We start from the raw sequence: 23,757 nt of genomic DNA on the forward strand, positions 1-23,757 counted from the left end.
TTGTCTTCCCGCTGGCCACCGCCACTTCAACCTGCCGCAACACCGTTACGATCTGCTCTGGTTTGTACCTCTGCATCGGCATATTCAAATACCTCCTTCATGAGATTCTCTCTCACTTCGGCTGGTATCGAAATCGCCGGGCAGGTCACCATCGCCTGGTATGATGCGGTCAGCAGTTCTCACCAAACTGTCTGGAATCATGTGCACTCCAGTTATTCCCAGCGCATCCCGCATCTCGTGCAGGTACCGGAGCTTGCGGAAGATATCGCCGGTCTTCCCGCGCTCCAGCACATCGCGCGACACTTGAAGGCGCAACAGCTGCCTGTCTAGACCATTTTTACAGTTGATGTATCAGAGCCCCGACCGCCAGGGAGGGGGCACGCACAGTGGTCTGTGATATTCGGCTAGCCTGCCCCCTCCCTGGCGGTCGGGGCTCTGATTGCTCTACAGCGAACGCGAGAGGGAGTAGCCGGCCCAGGCCAGGGCGATGCCACCGATGTTGGAGATGCCGATGTTCAGCGCGGCCCAGACCCACTGACCATCCCGAAACATCGTCAGGGTTTGCACAGAGTATGCGGAGAAGGTAGTGAAGCCGCCGAGAAATCCCGTCATCAACGCGATACGCAATACGGTGTCGGCCTGAGATTGCGGAGCATCGGATCGACCGGTGAGAAAGTGGAAGAGGAAGCCCGCAGCAAAGCAGCCGGTCAAGTTCACCAACAGCGTGCCCCACGGAACGTAACCGCTGACGCGCTCATCGATCCAGGAGGAAAGAAAGTAGCGAAGCAGTACACCGATGACACCCGCGAAGGCGATGGAAAGAATTGTGGACATGCGCGAAGCTATTCTAGCGCATTTTCCCCGGCATCAGAGCCGCAACCGTAAGCGAGTGGGCCGGCTCACGCAGGCACTATTCGCGGTATCGCGTACCGGAATCAATGCGAGCGTTGCGGTCCGACGACTCGGTCCGCTCGCTTACGTGCGCGACTCTGCTCACGCTTCAATTGGCAGTGAGTTCCTTGATGCGCTCTTCCATGCTGGCGGGCTCGCTGCTGGATAGTTCGTAAACAGCCGGCTCGGCCTGACGCGCGGCGTAGAACTTGTCGCCCCTGCGGCTAAATAAAAGCGTCTCCTGAACGTTGTTTCCTCCGAATGTGACTTTCACGCTCAACCAGGGCTTGTCGAGTCCGAAAGCGGCGTAGCGGTTGGCTTCATCCGAAGTGAAGGTGGAGATGCGAATAGCGTGGACGCCGTTCAGGAAGTTTTCCACCTGAGCGTCCTTCATCGGCCTCTCTTTCGTACCTGGCATGGTGGCGGGCTTCACCCAGTTTTCTCCACGCCGGTCAAAGCGCAGCGGCCCGGAACCGGAATCTTTCGCGACGGCGGATCCGGCCAGTTCCACGCTGCGGGCATTGCTCGTTTCGAAATCGAAGAGGTAGCGGTTGCGGTAATATTCCAGGTCCTGATTCAACTGGTCGTACACGGTGCGCAGAATGGTGAATACATGAGGACGCAGGGAAGTCCTTGCGTAGAAATACTCTTGATCTCCCTGTTTCACCATCTTACCCACCAATAACTCGGACTTACCGCTGGGCGATTGAACTTCCACGCGAATCTGCGGACGTTCCAAGCCATATTGCGCCAGATTGCCGGCCTTCTCTTCGATAACCGAGTGCATCTGCCCGCCGGCAATGATGGTGGCGAGATAGGTTGCGCCGCCGACATCGGAGCGGCGCGTTGGTTCAGTCAGCCGCCAGTTGCCGCTGGCGTCGCGGATAAAGCTGAGGCGCTCCGGTCGCACCGGCAGGCCGAGCGAACGAGCGCGGGCAATCTCTTCGGCCCCGGGGCCGCTGCCACCGAAGTTGAAGCGCAGGTCCATGCGAGTGGCGGAGTTGATGTCCATTGGCAGAATGCGCTTGTCGCGCAGGTCGAACAGCGATTTCTCAAGCAGCGACTTATTGTCGCTGGAGTCCAGCAGTAACACCGGGCCGGTCTCGTTCCGGCGGGCGTACTTGGCGTAGCCGGAAGGATTATCTTTGCCCACGTCGAGCAAGGCCGTCTTGCCGTCCTTTAACTTCATCTTGATCGACCGCACCGGCTGATCGAGAGCGTACTCGGCCCAGACTGGCGTTTGCGTGGCAGCCGGATCGTCAGCCAGCGGATTGGCTTTGAAGCTTGAAAACTCATCAACGAACGACTGAATTTGATAGCTGTCGGCGGCCATGCCGGCGGGCTCGACGATCTCCCACTGCGCTTCGGGCTGGGGCGCGGACTCACCTTGGGCCGCTGGCTTCGCAGGCGCCGTTTGGGGAAGACGGCGGAAGGTGGCGATGGGCTGGTCCGGAACGGTCAGCGTAAATTCCTGGACATCCTCGGGCTTGAAGGCGAAGAGGTCTTCGCGCGGGACAGCACTGACCTGCTCGGGTACGGGCTGTTTCTGCACGAAGTAGTATGCGCCGCCCAGCGCGGCGAGAAGCAATAAGGCGATAAATGTGTGTTTGATCTTCATGGGTGTTGCTCCGGACGAATGGGTAGCCACGGTCAGCGATTTTCTGGCCGTGGGGTTCTCCTGTGCTACACGCCCACGGCGAGAAAAGCGCTCACCGTGGCTACCAAGGCATTATTAGCCGCGGCGCTTCCACCAGACGCCAAGGCCGCTCAGGATAATCGCCAGCGGAATACCGCCGAGCGATAGATATTTGATCATCGTCAACTGGCCGGGAGTTAGCTCGATGCGGCGGTCCTCCGGGTCGCGCGGGCGAATGGAGATCAGGTCTTCGTCCGACGACAGCCAGGCAACTGAGTTGAGGAAGAGATCGCGGTTGCCGTTGAAGGCGAGAATGGCATTGGAGATCACGTCCGGGCTCCCCGCAACCACCAGACGCCCTTCGAGGGCATCTATGATGGTCGGGTCCTTGAAGGTACCCGCGCCCACAATTCCGATGGGGCCTTCGATGTCGCGGCCCTTCTGGAAGCTGACCTGTTTCGACTTCACTTCACGCGTGGCCCAGCTCTGCGAGGGCGTCTTGGCGATGAGCCGGAAATCCGCGCCGGCCAGAAATCCAACCGACGGAGCGATCATGCCCGCCAGCGGATAGAGCGTGGCCACGTTGGCCATGTCCTTGGTAATGGCGTGGGGCTCGTAGGCCACCGCCAGCGGCATCAACTCGTCGGTGCCGAACAGGCGACCGATACCGCTGACATCCACCACCAGAGCGTTGCTGACATCAGCGCCGAACTCGGCCAGAAATTTCACCAGCGCCGGTGGCGTGGTGGGCGTGATCAGCACGAACAGTCTGCCGCCCTTAACCAGATATTCTTTCAGCGCGGTAATCTCAGGATCAAGAAAATTTTTGTCGGCTCCAGCGATCACCACCAACGCGGCGTCCTTCGGGACCTGCGGTTTCTCAGACAGCAGCGAGAGAGGCAGGATTGTGTAGTTGCTTTCTTCCAGCGCTTTTTTGGCGGCGGAATACCCTTGACGCTCCGTGTTGGCGATGTCGCGCTCGCCATGGCCTTGCAGAAAATAGATGCTCTTCGCCTCGCCTTTCAGCGCTTTCACAATGGCGTTAGCAATGTCCTCTTCGCGCGCGCCCTTGGCCACTTCGTGCTTCTCGCCGGTCGAGACGACGATCGAGCCGTACTCCTTCGCGTTGTATTTAGCCGCCGTGGCGGGCTCGCGGTCCAGCTCAACCATCTGAATGGAAACCTTGCGAGACTGCGCGGGAAATTGATCGAGCAAGTCCTTGACGCTGCCGCCGAGATTGTTCTTGCGATCGAAGTAGAGAATCTGGATATCGCGGTCCAGCCCACCGAGAATCTTGGTGGTCTGGAGCGAGAGGCTGAAGCGCTTGGTCGCAGTCAGGTCCCAGCGCCAGTCGGTCTGAAACCCGCCGATCTGGGTGGGCATGCGCGCAACGATGAGATTGACGACCACCAGAATGGCCAGACCAGCGAGGGCGTAGAGCACTGCGTTGATGCCGTATCTGGTCTGGCGGCGCGAGAATGAGTTCTTCATATCCGACATCGCTTATGCCCTCCACCGAACCGACTCGACCGAGCGCACCGAGAAGAACAATCCCAGCACTACAACCGAGAGGTAGTAAACCGTATCTTTTAGGTCGATGACGCCCTTCGAGAAATTCTCGATGTGGGAGGTCAACGACAGATAACTGGCGATCTGCGCCCATGCGCCGCCCGAGTTTTGGCCGGACCATTCAATGATCCAAAGCAGCAGGAGCACGAAGAAAGTCATGCTGCCGGCGATCAACTGGTTGCGAGTAAAGGTGGAGAACATCAAACCGATGGAGACAAAGCAGGCTCCCAGCAAAAGTTGGCCGAGGTATCCGGCAATCAGCGGGCGGAAATCCGGGTTGCCGTAGCGGAACAGCACGGACAGATAAACCATGGTCAGCCCCAGCATCACGGCATAGAGAAACAGAGCGGCTAAAAATTTGCCCAGCACGAGCTGCAAATCGGTTACCGGTGAAGTCATCAGTAGCTCGATGGTGCCGGTTTTTTTCTCTTCGGCGAACAATCGCATGGTGATCATCGGCGCAAGGAACAGGCTGATGACGCTGGTGTTCAGCAATAGCGGCCGGATGACCATCTCGTTGATGTTCATGGGCGGCATGGATTGTTCATACATCTGCGCGTACTGCGCTTGCGTAAGGCTCTGCAGCAGGAACATCGATACTACCGTATAGAAGAAGTAGCCGAAGATCAGTGTGAATACGAACAGCAGGAAGTAAGCCACCGGTGAGCGGAAGTAGCTATTGATCTCCTTGCGCATGATGGTCAACATATTTCTCATGAGTGTGACTCCTCCGAACCGTGCGCGGCCAGCGCGGCGCCAGCATTGCCAGAGGGTGCGCCGCCTGCTTCACTTTGGCCATCGCCACCTTCCTGCGCCGTGTCACGCGTAGTGAGTTTCAGAAAAACGTCTTCCAGGCTCATGCCGGCTGGTGAAAGTTGCAGCAGCCCCCAGCCGCTGGAGACCACGGCCTGCGCCAGTTCGCGGCGCGTGTCGCGTCCGGGATGCATTTCAACGGAAACTTCCAGGCGGCCAGCGCTGACCGGTAACGTACCAACGCGACTGACTCCGTCCACTCGTTCGAGCGTCTCGCGAACCTGCGCCTCCGGTCCCTCGATCAACAACTTCATGGTCTCGGTCCCTTGCAGTCGCGCCGTGAGATTCTCCGGCGTGTCTTCGGCGACGAGCTTGCCCTGATTGATGATCATCACGCGATGGCAGGTGTTGGCCGCTTCCGGAAGAATGTGCGTGCTAAGAATGATGGTGTGCGCCCCGGCCAGGTTTTGAATCAGGCGGCGAACCTCAATAATCTGGCGGGGATCGAGGCCCGCGGTCGGCTCATCCAGGATGAGCACTTCGGGGTCGTGGATCAGCGCCGCGGCCAGCCCCACTCGCTGGCGATACCCCTTCGAGAGATGGCCGACAATCTTCTTTAGCACATCGGTGATGGCGGCCTTCTCGGCGACCAGCTCCATGCGGGGTTTGATGTCGCGGTTAGCCACGCCTTTGATGCGCCCGGCAAAGGCCAGCATCTCATCAACACGCATGTCGGTGTAAAGCGGCGGCGTCTCCGGCAGATATCCGACGCGCTTCTTCACCTCCAACGGATGCTCGGCTACGTCATAGCCCGCCACGGTAACCTTGCCCTCGGTGGGAGGCAGGTAACCGGTGATGACCCGCATGGTGGTGGTCTTGCCGGCGCCATTCGGGCCCAGGAAGCCCAGAATCTCGCCCTTCTGTACGGAAAAATTCAGGCCCTCGACCGCTACGGTTCGACCGTAACGCTTGATGAGCCCTTGCACCTCGATCACAATATTCCTCCTGCTCAACAACCTGCTCAGGCACTACTCAACAACTACTCAACAACAGCCCTCCGCAGCGCGGAATAGCGGCCGACGCGGGGGTGAAACCAATTAATCAGGATACTCGAATCTCCCGGCCAGCCTCAAGCAGCCGGAGACAGCGGACAAGCATACCAAAATAGAAGCGAGGCTACAACTAAACCCAACCGAAACGTGCTAAAGAATTTAGTCAGCCAAGCTGATTCTGTCATCAGCCCGGCGCACAACGATCCGGCCGGCCGCGGGTACCAGCGTGAGCAATGGATGCGCGTGTGCTGGTTCAGGGTTGCCTGATTATTTCGCGGTTTGGGAAGAAAACAAAAGATCCCTAGTTAACAATCCTCACCTCGACCTGGGCTGAGGAACCTGACAATTGGTTATGTATGTAGCATGTTTCAATGTGTAAACAACATTCCTGTTTTGGAGGAAGCCATGTATCGAATACGAACTTTCAACAGCATTCGATCTGATCATTGCCCAGACACTGCGGAGATATCAATTGCTGCTCTCGGTGGAAGTATCGATAGCATAGAACGGATTGGTAGAAAGCTCTCGGAACTTAAGAGGGTAGAGAATTGGTCGTCGCAATATGAGGAGCGGTTAAGTGCAATGTCAGGTACTAAAGCGAGAAGCAAGGATTCCGATCAGCTTCGGGAGATAACAATTCTAGTTCTTCCAGGCATGATCACCCAGAGTCTTTTATCTCTTACACCTGCTATCAAAAGTGGAATTATTAGTCCAGGCGAAAAGTTGAGCATTGAGGCATTCCCAAGCCGAGAAAGGTTTGACACCGTTCTTCTCCCGGTTGGGAACAAACTCCAGAAGAGAGGGAAGGTCGGAAAGTTTTACCGCGAAGCAGGTGTGCGGGCGGGCGACACCGTTGTTCTGCGAGAGGTTGGCCGGGGCCGTTGGGAATTAAGAAAGCAGTAGTATCTTCCCTTAACTAAGGCAACAATCCCATAGCATTATCGCCATTAAAAGTGATGCGTGGGAATGGTTTCATATTGGATGTACTTTACTGCGCGAGCTGGACAACATAAACGGCGGAGAGCCGAGCCATAGCAAAGAATTTGGAAGCCCCGGAGGGGCGGGCAGAATCTAGCCCAGGGCGTGAGCCTTGGGCTTACGGGGAAAACCCCGCAAGCCCCGGACGGGGCGACAGAACATTCCAAGCGCCTCTCCCATGCACTCCCAAATGAATCTCTCATCGCAGGCGCTGCCTTGCTTCTTCAAAAATGACACGAACTCCTCCTGAAACGAGATCCGCCGGTGATGTTCCTCCTGCGAACGGATGTAACGAACGACCGCTGGGGCGCTGGAATGACTTACGCTGAAGGCACCATAGCCTTCATGACTCGCAAAGTTTCCGAGATGGAAAGATTCGCCGGCATCCACAACAAAGCATGTATATGATCCGGCGCACCGTCGATCGCTACTGCCTTCCCTTCGAGCTTGCGGATGATTCCGCCCATGTATGCATGCAAATCTGATTTCAATTCAGGCGTGATGAGTGGTGCGCGGTCTTTGGTGCTGAAAATCACATGGGTGAGTAGGTTGGTATAGGTGTGTCCCATGTTGTGTGCCGAGGGATGAAAGCCAAAAGGTCCACCGCCCCTACGGGGCTCGTGTGGCTGTGCCTCGCGAACCCAGGGCTTACGCCCTGGGCTAGAATCTCGCGCCCCTGCCGGGGCTCGGCCGTTCATCGAGTTGCCGATGCTTGCCTACCCAATAATGGGGTCCAGGTTTGATGGGTTCGCCTGAGCGCAGTCCTTCCAGGGCCGCGGCTTCAAGTTCTTCCTCCGCTTGCACCTGGGCGCGAAGTTTTGATTCCATTTCGGGATTCCGGCTAATAATCATAATGACTTCTTAAACGACGTTTTATTCCATGTCCCAATGCCTGACTCTATTGCGGCGGGCGGACGGCGAGGAACCCGGTCATCTTCACGCCGGATTTTTCGACCGGGACGGCACCCAGTTTCAGCAGGAGGTTTACGGTGGTCTCGCGCCAGCGGCGGGGGCGGACGTCGGCGAAGTCGGCCAGGCCCTCGGTTACCACGGCGGAGGCGATGCTGAGCGGAGTCTGGCCGTACTTATCGAAAGCCTCCCGCTGCGCGCCCTTGGAGATCAGGTATTCAGCGATGTTGTCCGCGCCGGTGTAAGCTGCGCCGTGCAACGCGGTCCAAGCATTCTCGCCGCGCGCGTTGATGTCCACGCCCTGCTCCAGCGCGTATTGAATAGCCTCGAGCGCGTTCTTGTCGAACTCCTCGCTGCGCGATTCGTAGCGGCCCACGCCGGCGGCGACCATCACGGCGGTGGTGTTGTCGTTTGTGGAAATTTTCGCGTCAGCCCCGCCGGCGACGAGCGCGCGCATGGCAGCCACGTTGCCCGCGCCAGCGGCCAGATAAAATGGCGTGGCTCCGACGGGGTCGCGTTTCTGCCGCACATTGGGATTCGCGCCCTTGGCCAGCAAAGTTTTCGTCAGCTCATTCATGTTGCGGCGCGTCGAGGCGAAGTGCAGCGCGGAGACTCCTTGCTTATTGACCGTATTCGCGTCCGCGCCGTTGTCCATCAAAAACGCCGCCAGCGACGCATGTCCGCTGCCGATGGCGGTGAGCAGAGCGGTCATGCCGTCTTCCGGATCAGCGTCATTCACGTTCGCGCCCGCCGCGAGTAGCAGCTTCGCGGAATCCAGATCACCCTGCTGCGCGGCAAATTGCAACGCGGTGAATCCTCCTTTCGACTTGGCGTTGACGTCCGCGCCGCGATCGATCAGGGCCTTGGCGACAACGGCATGCTTCTCCGCCACGGCCCACATCAGCGGCGTCTGCCCACGCCACTTTTCAGGAAGGTTCACGTCGGCACGGGCTTCCAACAGCAGTCGCACCGCATCCACATTGCCGCTGCGCACGCAGTTTAGGAACGCCGTCTCGCCGGTCTGCGCCAGCGCGTTGGGATTGGCTTTCGCGGCAACCAGTTTCTGCACCATGGGCAGGCTGCCGTTGACGCAGGCCAATTGCAGCGGCGTAATGCCATAGTCGTTGGCGGTATCCGCGTTGGCTCCGGCGCGCAGCAGCAGGTCAGCGGTAGCCAGATCATTCCAGTGCGCGGCCCAGGCCAGCGCCGTGGAGCCATCCGCCTGCGCCGCATTCACGTTCACGCGCTGCTTGAGCAACGTCAGCGCGGCGCCGTGATCCTTGCGCATCACCGCATCGGCCAAACGAGGATCGTCCAGCGCGGCGTCGGAACCAGTAACCATTGAGAGGAAGGCGACAACCGTCAGCAGACAACACACCTGGCGCATTCGCCAGGCACGGCAAATACATTTATCGGAACTCATCGCAATACCTCCCACTGCGGTTAGCATAGCGTACTGGGCAGAGCTGTCAAGCAGCGTGGGGCGCGGCAGCATTGTACTCATGCCGCCTCCACTCATCTTTATTATGGTTTGACTGGACGTTTTGTAGGGTATAAATGATGTCATCAAAGTGGCCTGACGCAATATCTGCCGACAGGCTGAACGCGCTGAGTGGGGGTATTCAAATGAAACGGATTTTATTCAATTTGTTGGTGGTGTGCGCAGCATTGTTTACGATCCAAGGCCATGCGCAGATCACTACGGGAACGGTCTCCGGCACGGTGGCCGATATCTCCGGCGCGGTGCTGCCCGGAGCGAGTGTGGTCTTGCTGCATGAGGAGACCGGGATCACGCGCACGCTGACGGCCGATGGCGCCGGGCGTTACAGCGCGCCGTCGCTGGCCGTGGGCAGCTACCGCGTTACCGCTGGCATGGACGGATTCCAAAGCGAAGCGCGCACCGGCATCGTGCTCACCATTGGCCGCGAGGCGGTGGTAAACTTCTCGCTCCCTGTGGGCGCGGTCTCACAAACCGTGGAAGTTACTGGCGAAGCGCCGCTGGTGCAGACGACCGAATCCACCGTCAGCTATCTCATTCAGGATCAGACCATCCGCGACCTACCGCTCAACGGTCGTGATCTGACGGAGCTGATCCTGCTCAATCCCGGCGTCAGCGCGCCGACCTATGCGGGTACCGACAACGCCTTCGGCGGCTTCGGCAAGAAAATATCCGTTTCGGGATTCCGCGGACAGGACAACGCCTATCTGCTCGATGGCGCGTATATCAATGACTTCTCGCGCCACGTGCCGGCCGGGCCGTCGGGCGCACTGCTGGGCGCCGAGACCGTGCAGGAATTTCAGATGCTGACCACTTCGCTCAATGCGCAGTACGGGCGTGTGCTGGGCGGCGTGTTCAACGGCGTCTCCAAATCCGGCACCAACACTTTCCACGGGACGTTCTACGAATTCCTGCGCAACAACGCGCTCGATGCGCGCAACTTCTTCGATGAGGGCATACCGCCTTTCCGCCGCAATCAATTCGGCGTTACCGGGGGCGGGCCAGCCAAGCGCGATAAGACTTTTTTCTTCGCGGCGTATGAAGGCATGCGCGAGGTACTCACGACGACCAAGCGCACCATCGTTCCCGATGCCGCCGCGCGCACCGGCAGCCTGCCGAATCCCCCGCGTCAGGTGACCGTCTCGGCGAAGATTCGCCCCTTCCTCGACCGCATTCCGCTGCCCAGCGCGAACGGTCGCACCATCAATGATGGCACCGCGGAATATGTGTTTCCCGGGAAGGAACCGACCACGGAAAATTTCGGGCAGGGACGCGTCGATCATCAGTTCTCTGAGTCAGATGCCTTCTTCGCCCGCTTCACCGCATCGGACTCGAATATCAATCAGGTGCTGGCCCTGCCGGAGTTCGGCGTGTATCGCGCTGTGAACGCGCGGTTGTTAACAATCTCAGAGACGCACACGTTCTCGCCTCGCCTGCTGAGCACGGCACGCTTCCACTTCAATCGCGTCTTCCCGATGGCCGATGGGATTTACCCCGACGTGCCGGCCAATCTGACCTCGGTGCCCGGCGAAAAAACCGCGTCGGTGGGCTTCGGCTGGGTCGGGCACCCGCAGCCTTTCGAGCGCTGGGTAACCAACCGCTTCTCGGTGCAGGACGACGTTAACTTCTCCACCGGCTCGCACACCATCCAATTTGGAGCCATGTTTGAGCGTATGCGCTTCAATATGTCCAACCCCAATCGCACCTTTGGCGATTGGGCGTTCGCCTCGGTCGAAACTTTCTTGCAGGCCACGCCGCGCCAGTATCGCGGCACGCCCAACCAGTTTGGCAATCCTGACCGCCACTGGCGCCAAAACTTCACTTCCTTCTTCGTGCAGGACGACTGGAAGTTTTCTGAGAATCTGACGCTGAACCTCGGCGTGCGCTGGGAGCCGCATTCCGTTCCCAATGAAATTGATGACAAGATCGTCAACCTGCGTAACTTCAGCGACCTCGACACCACCGTCGGCGGACCGTATTGGAAGAACAAGAGTTGGGCGACCATTGGCCCGCGCGTCGGCTTTGCCTGGAGTCCGTTCGCCGATGACCACACTGCGGTGCGCGGCGGCTTTGGCATGTTCTTTGTGCCCGCCGATCAGCTTTACTATTTCTTCCCCACCACGCGCACCTATCCGCTGTACACCGAGTTTCAGATCACCAATCCCAGCCCCGCGCTGTTCCCCGACGCGCTGGCCACCATCGCCGCCTCGAACACCGCGCGCGGCAGCATCACCACGATTCCTTACGAGAATTTCAAAAACTCCAGCGCGCTGCAATACAATTTAAACGTGCAGCGGCAGTTCGGCGCGGCCACCGTGCTGACGCTCGGCTACGTGGGCAATCGCGGGGTAAATTTGGTTACTTACTCTGACTTGAACGTGCCCATCGCCACCTACAACACCACGTCCAACTCGCTGGAAACTCCCGCCACGGCCACGCGCCTGAACCGCAACTTCACCAACATCAACGTGCTCGGGGCGAGCGGCAACTCCTGGTACAACGCATTCACGCTGTCGTTCGAGCGGCGCATCACCGGCGGCCTGCGCACGCAGTTCTCCTACGCCTATTCGAAGGCGCTGAGCGAAGGCGACGGCTACGCCTCGGTGGATCGCACCGGCTCCGGCCCCGGCCCCATGCGCTACGGGCACGACCGCCGCGTCGACAAGAGCCTCAGCGGCTATGACGTGGGCAGCAAGTTGAGCATGAATTACACCTATCAGATTCCATCCGGCGGCGGCTGGAGCGGTCTCATGAAGCACCTGTTCTCCGGATGGCAGCTTACTGGCATCGTTACGCTCCAGGACGGCCAGCCCTTCACCGTGAACAACGCCGCGGCAGCCACACCAGCAACCATGACCAGCAACGGATTGGTCCGCAACCCCGGCGTGGTGGCCGATTTTGATTCCGAGAAAATCGTGCGCGGTGGCCCGGTGAACTACTTTGACGGAACCGCATTCTATCTGCCCGCGGGCGACTGCTTGGGCGGCCGCAACTGCGAACTGGGCAACGTGGGCCGCAACACCATCCTGGGGCCGGGCCTCGCGAAGTGGGATTCCTCGCTCACCAAAATGACCTCGCTGACCGAGCGCTGGAAGCTACAGTTCCGCGCCGAGTTTTTCAACACCACGAACCGCGTGAACTTCGGCAAGCCCAATGCCAGTGTCTTCACGCTGGCCGGAGGCGCGCCGCTTCGCCTGGACAGCGCCGGCCGCATCTCGACCACCGTAACCGACGCGCGCCAAATCCAGTTCGGCCTGAAGCTGACGTTCTAAAGCATCGACGGACCGCGATTCGGATTCCTTTGCCGGATAGGTTATCATTACGGTTTAGAAGGGGATGCCTCTTATCGAGATGGATATTGAATGGTCCAGGCACGCCGCTAAAATGTTGATGGAGAGGCGAATTGAGAAAGAGTAGGCCGTGCGGGCGATTCAAGAGCCAGACCAGATTGAGAATCAGGAAAATGGCAATTGCGGGTACATCAAGGCGATCCCTGAACAGGACGGTCGATATTTGCGGGTTGTCCTGAATCCGAGCGCTACGCCGATGCGGGTCGTAACGCTATTCTTCGACGGGCAGCTGGGGAGGAAATCGTGAGATTGACAGTAGACAAGGAAGCCGATGCCCTTTATTTTCGGCTCGATGAATCGGCCATCGTAGAGTCGGAGGAGGTCCAGTCCGGAGTGGTCCTGGATTTCGATGCGAAGCAACGCGTCATCGGAGTGGAAATCCTCGGCATTAGTGCCCGCGTACCGGTTGAGAATCTCCGAAGCTTGCAATTTAATACCATTTAGACCATTTTCATCGCGACCGCCAAGCGCTTGCCGCCCGGAATATTCCATTTACAGCCAAAGGAAAATCTACCTATGAGCAGCAGGTGGCGGCGATACGAGGTGCTGCTCCCTCTTCAATTCAATGACGGGCGGGAAGTGCCGAACGAATGGCTCGCGGAAGCGGTCCAGGAAGTCCTGGACCACTTCGGAGCCGCCAGCTACGTAACCCAGAAACTCGACGGCCATTGGCGGCAAGGCGGTGTCCTGTACCGCGACAATCTTGGGCGGATGGTTGTGGACGTGGCGGATTCTCCGGACAGCCGCGAGTGGATGAAACAGTTCAAAAACCGCTGGCAGGCTCGCCTGGAGCAGCACGAGCTCTGGATGGTGAGTCATCCCATCGAAGTGGAATAACCATCAAGGGCGACGGCGCGGAGCGCAAGACTTTTGCCCAAACCCGAACTGGATGTCGCCAATTGCGACTTCAAGTTTGCAAATGCCCGGCAAAGATGTGGATGGCGCCGGAGGGCAACTCGGCGAGCCAATCCTTCTGCTGCGCCAGCTCCATTTCCTGATATGCGGCGCGCGAGACTTCGCATTCGATAGCCGCACTGGCGGTGCGCGGCCCCGATCTCGCCGCCGCGACTTCCAACCACAAGCGCGCCGTAGTGGGTGTAAACACTTCCTCCGCAAGGCGCACCGGGATGCGGTTCTCGCGACCGTTGCCGGACGCAAGCGCTCCGGTCGGCAGCAGCGCGACGTGCTCGCGGCGGATGCAGAATTCCACCGTGTCGCCGCGCAGACGGCCCGGCAGATAGGGCAGCGTCAGCGTGAACGCCGGCGTGCGCAGACGCGACACACCCGTCATCGGGTCGAGCGATTCCATCACTCCTTGAAACACATTGCTGATGCCCAGCAGGCGGGCCACCGAGGGCTTCGCGGGCCGTTGGAAAATTTCTTCCGGCTTATCGAACTGCACGATGCGGCCCTCTTCAAATACCGCCATCTTATCGCCCAGGAGAAACCCCTCTTCGGCATCATGGGTCACCAACAAAATCGGGATGCGATGGCGCTCGCGCACCTGGCGCAAAATTTCGTAGAAGTCGGCGCGTAGGGAATAGTCGAGGCCGCGCACCGGCTCATCGAGCAGCAGGAGCTTCGGCTGGCAGATCAATGCGCGAGCGATGGAGGCCCGCTGCTTCTCACCGCCCGAGAGTTCGCGCGGCAGGCGGCCGGCCTTGGCGGCGATGCCGAAGCGGTCGAGTTCCTCGTGGATGCGCCGCGTGCGCTCCAGCACGGGAAGATGTTGTATGCCAAAGGCGAGATTCTGTTCGATGGTCAGGTGCGGGAACAGCGCGTAGTTTTGGAAAACGTAGCCCACGTGGCGGCGCTGCGGCGGCAGCGAGAGCCCGCTGGCGGCGTCGAACAGGATCGCGTTATCCAGGACAATGCGTCCCTGCGCGGACTTCAGGAATCCGGCCAGCGCGTCCAGCGTCAGCGTCTTGCCGGAGCCGCTGGCGCCGAACAGCACGGTGATCCCCGCCTCGCAACTCAGCGCGATGTCGAGAACGAACCCCGGCAACGGGGCTTTCTGCGCCGCTCCCGGAGAAGAATACTCATGGCGAATCGTCAGCTCAAGCTGCGCCATGGCACGCTCCATTGCGCGTTCGCGGAAGCGGACGGCAGGAGTTGGGCATCCCGTGATGGCGCGGTCGATTAATGCGACGGTTCTCCTTGCAGGCGATTGGTGAGGTACAGGATGGCCATCGCGATCCCCGATATAATCAGCACCATCACCATCGCCGGGCCGCTGCGGCCGGACTGCACCGCGTCATAGATGGCCACGGCCATGGTCTGGGTGCGGCCGGGGATGTTGCCGGCGATCATGATGGTGACGCCAAAGTCGCCCAGCGCGCGGGCAAAGGCAAACGCGGTAGCGGCCAGGATCGAGCGGCGCGCCAGCGGCAGCGTGATCTGAAAAAAGATGCGGGCCTCCGATGCCCCCAGCGTGCGCGCGGCGTTCTCCAGACTCCGGTCCACGTTTTCCAGCGCCGCCCGCGCCGCCTTCACCAGCAGCGGAATGCTGTGGAACATGGCCGCAATCACCGCCGCCTGCCAGGTGAAGACCAGCGGAACGCCGAAGACATGTTCGTAGACACGGCCAAAGATCGAGTTGCGCCCCAACAGGACCAACAGGTAATAGCCCAGCACGGTGGGCGGCAGCACGATCGGCAAAGTGATGAGCGAGTCCAGCGCTTCGCGCCCCCAGAAACGATAGCGCGCCAGAGCGTAGGCAACCCCCAATCCAAGAAGCAAGGAAAGAAGGGTGGCAATCGCAGCGACACGCAGCGACAGCCACAGAGGAAACCAGTCAATCGTAGACCAAAACATCAGCATAGGAGACATTCAATATACCTGAAAGCGGGCAGTGGTGTTTCCGCCCAGGCCAGAAACAGCCGAAAAATTATTGAGGATGTGGCAGCACGGTGGTGGCCTCGGCGGGGCGTGGATTGCTACGACCCGCCTGGATCGCGAGAGGCGAGTTGGGCAAAAAGTTACTCGGCACCTATAAGTGCCCTAAGAAATACTGTGTAAAATGAAGCAATTTATAAGAATAAGCGTAGTATAAAATCCTGTATTATACTCTTAAGTTATTATAAACAAATATGGTTAAATGTACATAGTAAGTAAATAAAGAAAACTTGACAATGGGACACTAAAGATTTATCTTTTCCTTGTTAGCTTTGCCTTTGGCGCAAGGCTTGCAAGCTGCGTCGCTCATGAGGAGCCGGGGAGAGCGTTTTACTTAAAATTAGCGAAGGAATTAAAAAATCATGGGCAAGATAATCGGAATCGATCTAGGAACGACGAACTCGGTGGTGGCAGTGATGGAAGGCGGAGAGCCCAAGGTCATCACCAACCAGGAAGGGAGCCGCCTGACTCCCTCCGTGGTGGGATTCTCGAAGACCGGCGAGCGGCTGGTCGGCCAAGTGGCCAAACGCCAAGCCATCACCAACCCGGAGAACACGGTCTATTCGATCAAACGGTTCATGGGACGCCGCTACTCCGAAGTGAGCGAGGAGCAAAAGATCGTTCCCTACAAGGTCGCCCAGGCGCCCAATGAGGATGTCCGCATTATCGTGGACGGCGGCAAGACGCAGCTTGCGCCGCCGGAAATCTCGGCGATGATTCTGCAAAAGATGAAGCAGTCGGCGGAGGACTATCTCGGCGAAAAAGTTACCCAGGCCGTCATAACCGTTCCGGCCTATTTCAATGATAGCCAGCGCCAAGCCACCAAGGATGCCGGCAAGATCGCGGGCCTGGAAGTGATGCGCATAGTGAACGAGCCCACCGCGGCCGCGCTGGCCTACGGCCTGGACAAGACCAGGGACCACACCATCGCGGTGTACGATTTCGGCGGCGGAACGTTCGACGTCTCCATCCTGGAGGTGGGCGAAGGCGTGGTGGAGGTGAAGTCCACCAACGGCGACACGCATCTGGGCGGCGACGATGTGGACCAGAAGGTCATCCAGTGGATCGTCGAGGAGTTCCACAAGGACCAGGGCATCGATCTGTCGAAGGATCGCATGGCCATGCAGCGGCTGAAGGAAGCCGCCGAGAAGGCCAAGATGGAACTCTCGACGGTAACCGAGACCGACATCAGCCTGCCTTTCATCACCGCCGACGCCAGCGGCCCGAAGCATCTGAGCCTGCGCCTGAGCCGCGCCATCTTCGAGAAACTTGTTGACGACATCCTGCAGCGCACCGTCGGCCCATGCCGGCAGGCGTTGAAGGATGCCGGCCTGCAGCCCTCACAGATCGACGAAGTAGTGTTGGTCGGAGGATCCACGCGCATTCCCAAGGTGGGACAAATTGTAAAGGAATTATTCGGCCGGGAGCCCCATCGCGGCGTGAATCCCGATGAGGTGGTTGCGATTGGCGCGGCCGTACAGGCTGGCGTGCTGGGCGGCGAGGTCAAGGACTTGCTGCTTCTGGACGTAACTCCGCTGACACTGGGCATTGAAACGCTGGGCGGCGTCTCCAGTGCGCTCATCCAGCGCAATACCACGGTGCCCACGCGCAAGACAGAAACGTACTCGACCGCCGGCGATAATCAGACTTCCGTTGAGATTCACGTTCTGCAGGGCGAGCGGCCCATGGCACGAGACAACCGGACGATTGGCAAGTTCACCATGGTGGGCATTCCGCCGGCGCCGCGCGGCGTGCCGCAAATTGAAGTTACCTTCGACATCGACGCCAACGGCATCCTGCACGTAACCGCCAAAGATACGGGCACCGGGAAGACGCAGGAGATCACCATCACGGCTTCGAGCGGTCTGTCCAAGGAGGAGATCGACAAACTGCAGAAAGAAGCCGATGCCCACGCCGACGAGGACCGCAAGCAGCGTGAGGACGCCGAGGCCCGCAATCGAGCCGACAGCATGATCTACAACACCGAGAAGCTGCTGCGCGATAATCGCGAGAAGATTGGCGACGCGGACGCCAAGGAGATTGAAGACGCCATCGTCGCAACCAAGGCCGCGGTGGACGGCGGCAAGACCACTGCGGAGATTGACCAGGCTGTGGACCGGCTTACCAAGGCCACGCATCGCCTGACAGAAATCATGTACCAACAAGCGGGCGGGCCGACCACCGGCGAAACGGGTCCGGAAACCAGTGGCGCGGATAGCACCGCCACTCAGGCGGGCGGCAGCCCCGGCGATGTAATCGACGCGGAGTTTGTGGACTCGGACGAGAAGAAGGGCTAAGCAGTCCGTTCGGCCCACTAGCCCGGCATATCAGCAGGATATTAGCGCGCGCGTAGCCCGTGCTCAGCTGGCGTGTACGGCGATGGAGCGGCAACCAGAAGGCTGGCATGGCGGAGAAAAGCGATTACTATCAGACCCTTGGCGTAGGCCGCAAGGCCACGCCCGAGGAGATCCGCAAGGCCTATCGCAAGCTGGCGCGCAAGTGCCATCCTGACGTCAACCCCGGCGACAAGAACGCGGAAGAGAAGTTCAAAATACTCTCGGAAGCAAATGATGTTCTGAGCGACGCCAAGAAGCGGAAGGTATACGACCGGCTGGGCTACTACTCCGATGCCGCCGCCCACGCCACCGCCGAAGGTTTTCCCAGTGCGGGCGGACGGCGGCCTGTGGATTTTTCCGGCTTTGAGTTCAATGACTTTCCCGCTGGCGCTGGCGAAGCGGGACCGACCTCCTTCCGCGATATTTTCTCCAACATGTTCGGGCGCGAAGAGCCTGCCGAAGCTCCCGCCGAGATGGGCACGGACATCGAGTATCAGGTCGCCATCGGGTTCTGGGATGCCATCCGCGGCGCCACCACTCGACTGCACATCAATCGCTTCAAGTCCTGTGGCGTGTGCCACGGCAAGGGCGGCACGGGCCATGAGACGATCTGCCCGGAGTGTAAAGGCAGCGGCTCTGGCACCAAATCCATGGGCGCCATGCGCTTCAACGTCACCTGCCCACGCTGCCGAGGCAAGGGCCGCTTGATTCAGGCCTGCACGGCGTGCAAAGGCGAGGGGCGCCGACCGGAGACCGAGCAACTCGATGTGCGCATTCCCGCTGGCGTGCAGGATGGCTTTCGCGTGCGGGTAGCGGGCAAGGGCAATACGGGGCGTCAGGGCACGCACGCCGGAGACCTCTACATCATCACCAAGGTGGGCGCGCATCCTTTCTTTGAGCGCCACGGCGACGACATCCATTGCGTGGTCCCCATTACCATCACCGAAGCCGCCATGGGCGCGAAGATTGAAGTGCCCACCATTGATCAGGCGCGCGCGCTGCTGAAGATTCCGCCAGGCACGACCTCCAGCCAGCGCTTCCGGCTGCGCGAGAAGGGTGTGCAGTCCATTAAGACGGGCCAGCGCGGGGATCAATATGTGGAAGTGCGCATCACTCCGCCCGCGGTCGCCGATGAGCGCTCAAAGGAGATTCTGCGCGAACTGGCGCGGCTGAATCCGGAAGACCCGCGCGAAAAGATTTACCTCAATACCGCGCGGTAGCGCCTGAACAGAGCCGCGACCGTGAGGGAGCGGACCGGCCCATCGATCACGGATAATCAGCGAACGGGTCCGCTCCCTCACGGTCGCGGCTCTGTTTAGGCTCGGACAAGAGAAACGAAACGACCATGGCTCCAATACCATGACACCAAGAGGCAGAAAAAAAGCCGCGCACATGATCTCGGCCATTGCCGAGACTTATGACGTGCATCCGCAGACGTTGCGCCTCTACGAGCGCGAAGGTCTGCTGAAACCATCGCGCACGGAAGGCAACACGCGCCTCTACACGGACGCAGACATCGAACGACTGGAGCTGATCCTGAGCCTGACGCGCGACATGGGTGTAAACCTGGCAGGCGTCCAGGTGGTGCTGAACATGCGCGCGCGCATGGAGCAGATGCACCGCGAGATGAAAGATTTCGTCGAGATGGTCCAGCGCGAAATGATCCATCAAGTGCCCACGACGCCGTTTCCGAAAAATGCGCTGGTGCGCGTGTTGCCCACCATGAGGCCGCCGGCAAAGAAGATCATTGCCGTGGCCACGCGCCAATCAAGTAAGTCCCCGTCCGGTAATGCAAGGTCCGGGGACGCAAAGAAGAAGTAACTCATCCGGACCATGAAATCGGTCGTGGCGCTGGCTTACAATACTTGTTCCCAGACTGTATCCGGCTGCTGGACGCGGAGTTCGACTTTCATAATGAAACCCTCTTCCACCATACCCCCTATCGAGCTGCTGATCTTTGATCTGGACGGCACGCTCATCGACTCCACGCTCGACCTGATGCTTAGCGTGAATGCTACGCTGACGCATCTAGGTCGTGAAACGCTGGACGAGAAGACCATTGCTTCCTACATTGGGCGGGGCGCTTCCGATCTGATCGAGCGGGCTACGGGCGGAGCGGCCAGCGAAGCGGAGATCGCCGCAGGCCTCGATTACTTCATCCGCTACTACGCGGAGCATAAGCTGGATAACACGAAACTCTACCCGGGAGTGCGCGAGACGCTGGAGACGCTGTACGCTCCGCCTCCCCTGAATGGAAATGGCCATGAGCCGGTCTCTGCGAAAATCAACGGAAACGGCGCGCCGCTCGGAGCAGTCCGCCTCGCGCGCCACAGAACACGCACGATGACGGTGTTGACCAACAAGCCGGAGCGTGCCAGCCGCTCCATCCTGCACGAACTAGACTTACTGCGAATGTTTCCTCACGTACTCGGCGGCAACACGCTGCCCGCCAAGAAGCCAGACCCGCTGGGCATCCACACCCTGCTCGAACGCACCGGCATTGCGCCCGAAGCCGCGATGATCGTGGGCGACTCCGACGTGGACATCCAGGCAGGCGACAACGCCGGCATCTGGACCTGCGGAGTAACCTACGGCATCGGCACAATCGACAGAAACGCCAACCCGCCCGACCTGTTCATCGACAACTTCTCTGAACTGACTTCAATCCTGTGATCGGTAGGGACAGGCCTCCGGTCTGTCCTTACCTAAGACCGCAAAATGGCGGCGTTACATCAGTACCAATCGAGCGTAGGATTCGTTAACATCTGAGCAGAGGCACACGTGCGCAGGAAGCTTCTATTGGATGCGGCGCGTGGAAATGCGACACGATGCTCTATTGGATTACATTTGCGACGGGGTTGATTGGCGTCAACGTCATCACCTTTCTCACTCTGCTGTGGTGTCTGCGTCCGTGGGTGAAGGCCGCCCGCCGTCGCCGTGTCCTGGCGTGGATGGCCGTCGTCTTCTTGATTTTGAACCTGCCGCTGGCCGTGTTCTTCTTCCGCCCGCTGGATATGTTCCTCATGACGTTCCCGGCGGCGGTCATGGAAATGCTGTTTCTGCCCTCGGCGGCGTGGGTGACGGCGCTGCTGCTGTACTCACTGCTGGTGAGCTGCGCAGCTGCCGGCTGGGCCGCGTGGTCATTGTGGCAAAAGCTTCTTAGATACCGGACATCGACTCGGCATCCCCTGCCGAAAGTGGAAGCGCCTACGATGGCAATGAGTATGCCAGCCGACGTTACCGTCAATGAACCAGCACCAGTAGCGGTTTGGCCGGAGCGGCGCAAGTTCATTGCTGGGGGCGTGTGGCTGGCGCTGCCTGCGCTGTATGGCGTCAGCGTCTATGGCCTGCACGGCGCGCTCGATGATCTTGAGGTCAGCCCGGAGCTGCCCATTCCCATTCCACACCTCTCTGCCGCGCTCGATGGCCTGCGCGTGGTGCAGCTCTCGGACATTCACGTCGGGCCGTACCTGCGGCGGCGCGAACTCGAGAGTCTGGTGGTGCGTGTGAATGCGCTGCGCCCGGACATCATCGCCATCACCGGCGACCTGATCGACCGCGACCTGGCGAGTCTGCCCGATACCGTTGCCGGACTGCGCGGACTGCGTGCCAGTCAGGGCATCTACATGGTGCTCGGCAATCACGATCTGTTTGCGGATCGCTACAGCTACACGTCGCAGCGCCGCGGCGGTGTCGAGATCGCCGAGGCCATGGTCCGCATTGGAGTACGGACGCTGCGCGACGAATCGGCGATGGTCGGCGAAGGAAATGATCAACTGGCGGTGATGGGTCTGGACTGGATCGTGCCACGGCGGGAGACCGGCAACCTTTTCTATGACGAGACCCGCACGAGGACGGCGCTGCAAGCAATGGATGCCCGCCTCGCTCCGGAGACTCCCAAGATTTTACTGGTCCATCATCCGGAGAGTTTCCGCGAAGTCCCGGGGCATCAAATCGGTCTCACTCTGGCAGGTCATACGCATGGAGGCGGGCAGATTCTGCTCGGCGACTACGGCGGCCAGCCCGTGGGCCTTGCCATGATACGGTTCAAGTTTACGCGTGGTCTGTACCGCGAGGGCGCGTCGTCGCTCTACGTAAGCCGCGGCATCGGATACCTGGGCGTACCCATTCGCCTCAACTGCCCGCCGGAGATCTGCCAATTTATACTGACGCGCGCCCCATCGGCGTAGCCAAATGTGCGGCAGCGCCCAAAGTGCAAACATTCACGGTTTTTTCCACTCTGACAAACCTGACAACCTTGCCGGACACCAGTTATTGCCAGTAATCCTGAAAGTGTGCAATTTGGTCTTTGCCGCACATTTAGCAAAGTTGTCGGGGTTATATAGCGAGCTATTGGGCGGCGGATTTTTGCTGCGCGGCAGCGTCGAGCTTCGTCAGAAATTCCACATATCTGGGTTCGACCGCGAACACGGCGAAGTCGGGGTCGTCCAGTTTTTTGCGCAGATCCTTGAAGCCTTCCTCGAAGGACTTCTGCAGATTCTGGAGGACCGGCTCGAACTGACCGATCTGCGCGTATGTCTTGGCCATATAGAAATAGTAGGTTCCCTTGTCCTTGATGTCGCGCTGGTGAACGATGGTCCCGGTGCGCCCGGTGCGCTCGAAGATTTGCGGATCGATCTGCAGCGCGTAGCGGTAGCAGTTCATGGCGTAGTCAAACTTCTCGTAGGCAAAATACGCCGTGCCCAGATTGCTGTAGACGACCGGGTCGCGCGGCGAGAGTTGCAGCGCCTTCAGGTAATTCAGGATGGCCGAGCGATAGTTCTTCTGCGCATAATCAATGGCCGCCAGGTTATTCACCGACTCGGCGTAGTTAGGCCGCACGCGCAGGGCGCGGCGATAGGCATCGCGCGCGGCTCGAAGATTTTGATTCTGATGATGGGCGATCCCCAGCTTGTTGAAGTAGGTGGCATTGCGCGGGTCCATCTTGGTCAGCCGTTCATAAAGCTGCGCGGCTTCCGGATAATACTTGCGCACCATGAACAGGTCGGCACGCTGCTCCACGGCCCGCGGATCGGACATGTCCAGATTGGTGAGAATGGGCCCGGAGGTTTCCTGCCAAGCGAACGCGGGACTCAGGCCCAGCACAGGGCTTATGCCAAGCACTGGACTGGCACAAAGGCATATCCATCCGAATAGACAGACTAACTGCCGCGCGCCGAACGAAGAGTGGGCTGACCATGGATAGTCAGCACCTTTGTAAGTAACTTTGTAAGTAGCCTTGTAAGTAACCTTGTAAGTAACCATGACCCGGGCGCTTCCTGCGGAAGCCCCTCCTAATGGCCATTCTAGGGCTGCCCTCTCACGAATGCAATGCAGCACTCTGGTTATGGAGAAGTTCTTTAAGTTCCTGGCGCTGCGGACACCGTGGCCATCTCCACACGATTGCGGCCGGCGCGCTTGGCGCGATAGAGCGCGGCGGCGGCGCGCAGCAACTGCTCGACTTCATCGAGGTCCATGCTGGAGGCCACGCCCATGCTGACCGTTACTGAAATGATCGCTTCCTGCGTGGTAACGGGGCCCGCGCAAACAATCGAGCGAATGCGCTCGGCCTGCTTGAGCATGTCATCGGGGCTTTCGCATCCAGCCAGGATCACCAGAAACTCCTAGCCGCCGTAACGTCCCACCGCATCGTAGGACCGCACCGCCGCGCCGATTCGCCGGGAGGCTTCGCGCAGCACTTCATCGCCGGCCAGGTGGCCGTGCGTATCATTCACGTTCTTGTGACCTGCCCGGCGATTTCGATACCAGCCGAAGTGAGAGAGAATCTCATGAGGGAGGTATTTGAATATGCCGATGCAGAGGTACAAACCAGAGCAGATCGTAACGGTGTTGCGGCAGGTTTAAGTGGCGGTGGCCAGCGGGAAGACAA

21 protein-coding genes are annotated in these 23,757 nt (G+C 59.4%); 9 read left to right on the forward strand and 12 right to left on the reverse strand.

All coding sequences use genetic code 11. The features are described 5' to 3' along the window. The first annotated feature begins 99 nt into the window (after positions 1-99). Positions 100-330, forward strand: a complete 231-nt coding sequence (locus EXQ56_12365; GenBank protein ID MSO21224.1) for a hypothetical protein — start codon at positions 100-102, stop codon at positions 328-330. Positions 331-444: 114 nt separating this feature from the next. On the opposite strand, the gene crcB is transcribed toward EXQ56_12365, so the two are convergent. The 7 genes from crcB to EXQ56_12400 form a co-directional block, all read right to left on the reverse strand. Continuing rightward, entirely contained in the window at positions 445-834 is a 390-nt protein-coding gene (gene crcB, locus EXQ56_12370; GenBank protein MSO21225.1) for a fluoride efflux transporter CrcB, read from the reverse strand. Positions 835-1,000: 166 nt separating this feature from the next. Further along, positions 1,001-2,509: a DUF4340 domain-containing protein gene (locus EXQ56_12375; GenBank protein MSO21226.1), complete on the reverse strand. Its 1,509-nt coding sequence runs from the start codon at positions 2,507-2,509 to the stop codon at positions 1,001-1,003. A 114-nt stretch (positions 2,510-2,623) separates the two neighbouring features. After that, positions 2,624-4,027 (reverse strand): hypothetical protein, encoded by a 1,404-nt coding sequence (locus EXQ56_12380; protein MSO21227.1) that lies wholly within the window; start codon positions 4,025-4,027, stop codon positions 2,624-2,626. 3 nt (positions 4,028-4,030) lie between these two features. Continuing rightward, positions 4,031-4,813: an ABC transporter gene (locus tag EXQ56_12385; GenBank protein ID MSO21228.1), complete on the reverse strand. Its 783-nt coding sequence runs from the start codon at positions 4,811-4,813 to the stop codon at positions 4,031-4,033. Beyond that, the gene (locus EXQ56_12390) at positions 4,810-5,844 is read right to left on the reverse strand and encodes an ATP-binding cassette domain-containing protein (protein MSO21229.1); all 1,035 of its coding nucleotides are present in this window, start codon (positions 5,842-5,844) and stop codon (positions 4,810-4,812) included. The genes EXQ56_12385 and EXQ56_12390 overlap by 4 nt, the downstream gene beginning before the upstream one ends. A 1,355-nt stretch (positions 5,845-7,199) precedes the next feature. Continuing rightward, a complete protein-coding gene (locus EXQ56_12395; GenBank protein MSO21230.1) occupies positions 7,200-7,577 on the reverse strand; it encodes a hypothetical protein in 378 nt (125 codons plus the stop codon). 200 nt (positions 7,578-7,777) lie between these two features. Then, positions 7,778-9,358, reverse strand: coding sequence for an ankyrin repeat domain-containing protein (locus EXQ56_12400; GenBank protein MSO21231.1), 1,581 nt, complete (start codon positions 9,356-9,358; stop codon positions 7,778-7,780). On the opposite strand from EXQ56_12400, the gene EXQ56_12405 reads away from it, so the two are divergent. The 3 genes from EXQ56_12405 to EXQ56_12415 all read left to right on the forward strand — a co-directional run bounded on the left by EXQ56_12405 (position 9,346) and on the right by EXQ56_12415 (position 13,473). Further along, on the forward strand, positions 9,346-12,558 hold the full coding sequence (locus tag EXQ56_12405; GenBank protein ID MSO21232.1) for a hypothetical protein: 3,213 nt from the start codon (positions 9,346-9,348) through the stop codon (positions 12,556-12,558). The two genes, EXQ56_12400 and EXQ56_12405, sit on opposite strands and share 13 nt — an antisense overlap. A 321-nt stretch (positions 12,559-12,879) precedes the next feature. Beyond that, positions 12,880-13,080, forward strand: coding sequence for a DUF2283 domain-containing protein (locus EXQ56_12410; protein MSO21233.1), 201 nt, complete (start codon positions 12,880-12,882; stop codon positions 13,078-13,080). Positions 13,081-13,152: 72 nt separating this feature from the next. Then, positions 13,153-13,473, forward strand: coding sequence for a hypothetical protein (locus EXQ56_12415; GenBank protein ID MSO21234.1), 321 nt, complete (start codon positions 13,153-13,155; stop codon positions 13,471-13,473). A 70-nt stretch (positions 13,474-13,543) separates the two neighbouring features. On the opposite strand, the gene EXQ56_12420 is transcribed toward EXQ56_12415, so the two are convergent. Both EXQ56_12420 and modB read right to left on the reverse strand, forming a co-directional pair. Further along, entirely contained in the window at positions 13,544-14,719 is a 1,176-nt protein-coding gene (locus EXQ56_12420; GenBank protein MSO21235.1) for an ABC transporter ATP-binding protein, read from the reverse strand. Between the two features lie 56 nt (positions 14,720-14,775). Next, entirely contained in the window at positions 14,776-15,450 is a 675-nt protein-coding gene (gene modB / locus EXQ56_12425; GenBank protein ID MSO21236.1) for a molybdate ABC transporter permease subunit, read from the reverse strand. Positions 15,451-15,893: 443 nt separating this feature from the next. Here modB and dnaK point away from each other — a divergent pair, with 443 nt between their 5' ends. From dnaK to EXQ56_12450, 5 genes are all read left to right on the forward strand, one after another. After that, positions 15,894-17,828: a molecular chaperone DnaK gene (dnaK, locus tag EXQ56_12430; GenBank protein ID MSO21237.1), complete on the forward strand. Its 1,935-nt coding sequence runs from the start codon at positions 15,894-15,896 to the stop codon at positions 17,826-17,828. Positions 17,829-17,935: 107 nt separating this feature from the next. After that, complete coding sequence (locus tag EXQ56_12435; protein ID MSO21238.1) at positions 17,936-19,087, forward strand: J domain-containing protein; 1,152 nt, start codon at positions 17,936-17,938, stop codon at positions 19,085-19,087. 172 nt (positions 19,088-19,259) lie between these two features. Continuing rightward, the gene (locus tag EXQ56_12440) at positions 19,260-19,688 is read left to right on the forward strand and encodes a MerR family transcriptional regulator (GenBank protein MSO21239.1); all 429 of its coding nucleotides are present in this window, start codon (positions 19,260-19,262) and stop codon (positions 19,686-19,688) included. Between the two features lie 12 nt (positions 19,689-19,700). Then, positions 19,701-20,540 carry an HAD family hydrolase gene (locus EXQ56_12445; protein MSO21240.1) on the forward strand — a complete coding sequence of 280 codons (840 nt, stop codon included), beginning with the start codon at positions 19,701-19,703 and terminating at the stop codon, positions 20,538-20,540. A gap of 155 nt (positions 20,541-20,695) precedes the next feature. After that, positions 20,696-22,057 (forward strand): metallophosphoesterase, encoded by a 1,362-nt coding sequence (locus EXQ56_12450; GenBank protein ID MSO21241.1) that lies wholly within the window; start codon positions 20,696-20,698, stop codon positions 22,055-22,057. A 160-nt stretch (positions 22,058-22,217) separates the two neighbouring features. On the opposite strand, the gene EXQ56_12455 is transcribed toward EXQ56_12450, so the two are convergent. The 3 genes from EXQ56_12455 to EXQ56_12465 all read right to left on the reverse strand — a co-directional run bounded on the left by EXQ56_12455 (position 22,218) and on the right by EXQ56_12465 (position 23,707). Continuing rightward, a complete protein-coding gene (locus tag EXQ56_12455; protein MSO21242.1) occupies positions 22,218-23,132 on the reverse strand; it encodes a tetratricopeptide repeat protein in 915 nt (304 codons plus the stop codon). A gap of 95 nt (positions 23,133-23,227) precedes the next feature. Next, positions 23,228-23,482 carry a diguanylate cyclase gene (locus tag EXQ56_12460; protein ID MSO21243.1) on the reverse strand — a complete coding sequence of 85 codons (255 nt, stop codon included), beginning with the start codon at positions 23,480-23,482 and terminating at the stop codon, positions 23,228-23,230. A gap of 9 nt (positions 23,483-23,491) precedes the next feature. After that, on the reverse strand, positions 23,492-23,707 hold the full coding sequence (locus tag EXQ56_12465; GenBank protein MSO21244.1) for a diguanylate cyclase: 216 nt from the start codon (positions 23,705-23,707) through the stop codon (positions 23,492-23,494). Between the last annotated feature and the right edge of the window lie 50 nt (positions 23,708-23,757).

The sequence above is a fragment of the Acidobacteriota bacterium genome (assembly GCA_009691245.1).
Taxonomy (GTDB): Bacteria; Acidobacteriota; Terriglobia; order 2-12-FULL-54-10; family 2-12-FULL-54-10; genus SHUM01.

What these genes read in the sequence shown, in the direction of transcription:
- dnaK (MSO21237.1), top strand. Translation starts at nt 15,894, where the DNA reads ATGGGCAAGATAATCGGAATCGATCTAGGAACGACGAACTCGGTGGTG.
- EXQ56_12375 (MSO21226.1), bottom strand. Translation starts at nt 2,509, where the DNA reads ATGAAGATCAAACACACATTTATCGCCTTATTGCTTCTCGCCGCGCTG.
- EXQ56_12450 (MSO21241.1), top strand. Translation starts at nt 20,696, where the DNA reads ATGCTCTATTGGATTACATTTGCGACGGGGTTGATTGGCGTCAACGTC.
- EXQ56_12420 (MSO21235.1), bottom strand. Translation starts at nt 14,719, where the DNA reads ATGGAGCGTGCCATGGCGCAGCTTGAGCTGACGATTCGCCATGAGTAT.
- EXQ56_12380 (MSO21227.1), bottom strand. Translation starts at nt 4,027, where the DNA reads ATGTCGGATATGAAGAACTCATTCTCGCGCCGCCAGACCAGATACGGC.
- EXQ56_12435 (MSO21238.1), top strand. Translation starts at nt 17,936, where the DNA reads ATGGCGGAGAAAAGCGATTACTATCAGACCCTTGGCGTAGGCCGCAAG.
- EXQ56_12455 (MSO21242.1), bottom strand. Translation starts at nt 23,132, where the DNA reads ATGGTTACTTACAAGGTTACTTACAAGGCTACTTACAAAGTTACTTAC.
- crcB (MSO21225.1), bottom strand. Translation starts at nt 834, where the DNA reads ATGTCCACAATTCTTTCCATCGCCTTCGCGGGTGTCATCGGTGTACTG.
- EXQ56_12395 (MSO21230.1), bottom strand. Translation starts at nt 7,577, where the DNA reads ATGAACGGCCGAGCCCCGGCAGGGGCGCGAGATTCTAGCCCAGGGCGT.
- EXQ56_12365 (MSO21224.1), top strand. Translation starts at nt 100, where the DNA reads ATGAGATTCTCTCTCACTTCGGCTGGTATCGAAATCGCCGGGCAGGTC.
- EXQ56_12385 (MSO21228.1), bottom strand. Translation starts at nt 4,813, where the DNA reads ATGAGAAATATGTTGACCATCATGCGCAAGGAGATCAATAGCTACTTC.
- modB (MSO21236.1), bottom strand. Translation starts at nt 15,450, where the DNA reads ATGTTTTGGTCTACGATTGACTGGTTTCCTCTGTGGCTGTCGCTGCGT.
- EXQ56_12415 (MSO21234.1), top strand. Translation starts at nt 13,153, where the DNA reads ATGAGCAGCAGGTGGCGGCGATACGAGGTGCTGCTCCCTCTTCAATTC.
- EXQ56_12405 (MSO21232.1), top strand. Translation starts at nt 9,346, where the DNA reads ATGATGTCATCAAAGTGGCCTGACGCAATATCTGCCGACAGGCTGAAC.
- EXQ56_12445 (MSO21240.1), top strand. Translation starts at nt 19,701, where the DNA reads ATGAAATCGGTCGTGGCGCTGGCTTACAATACTTGTTCCCAGACTGTA.
- EXQ56_12440 (MSO21239.1), top strand. Translation starts at nt 19,260, where the DNA reads ATGATCTCGGCCATTGCCGAGACTTATGACGTGCATCCGCAGACGTTG.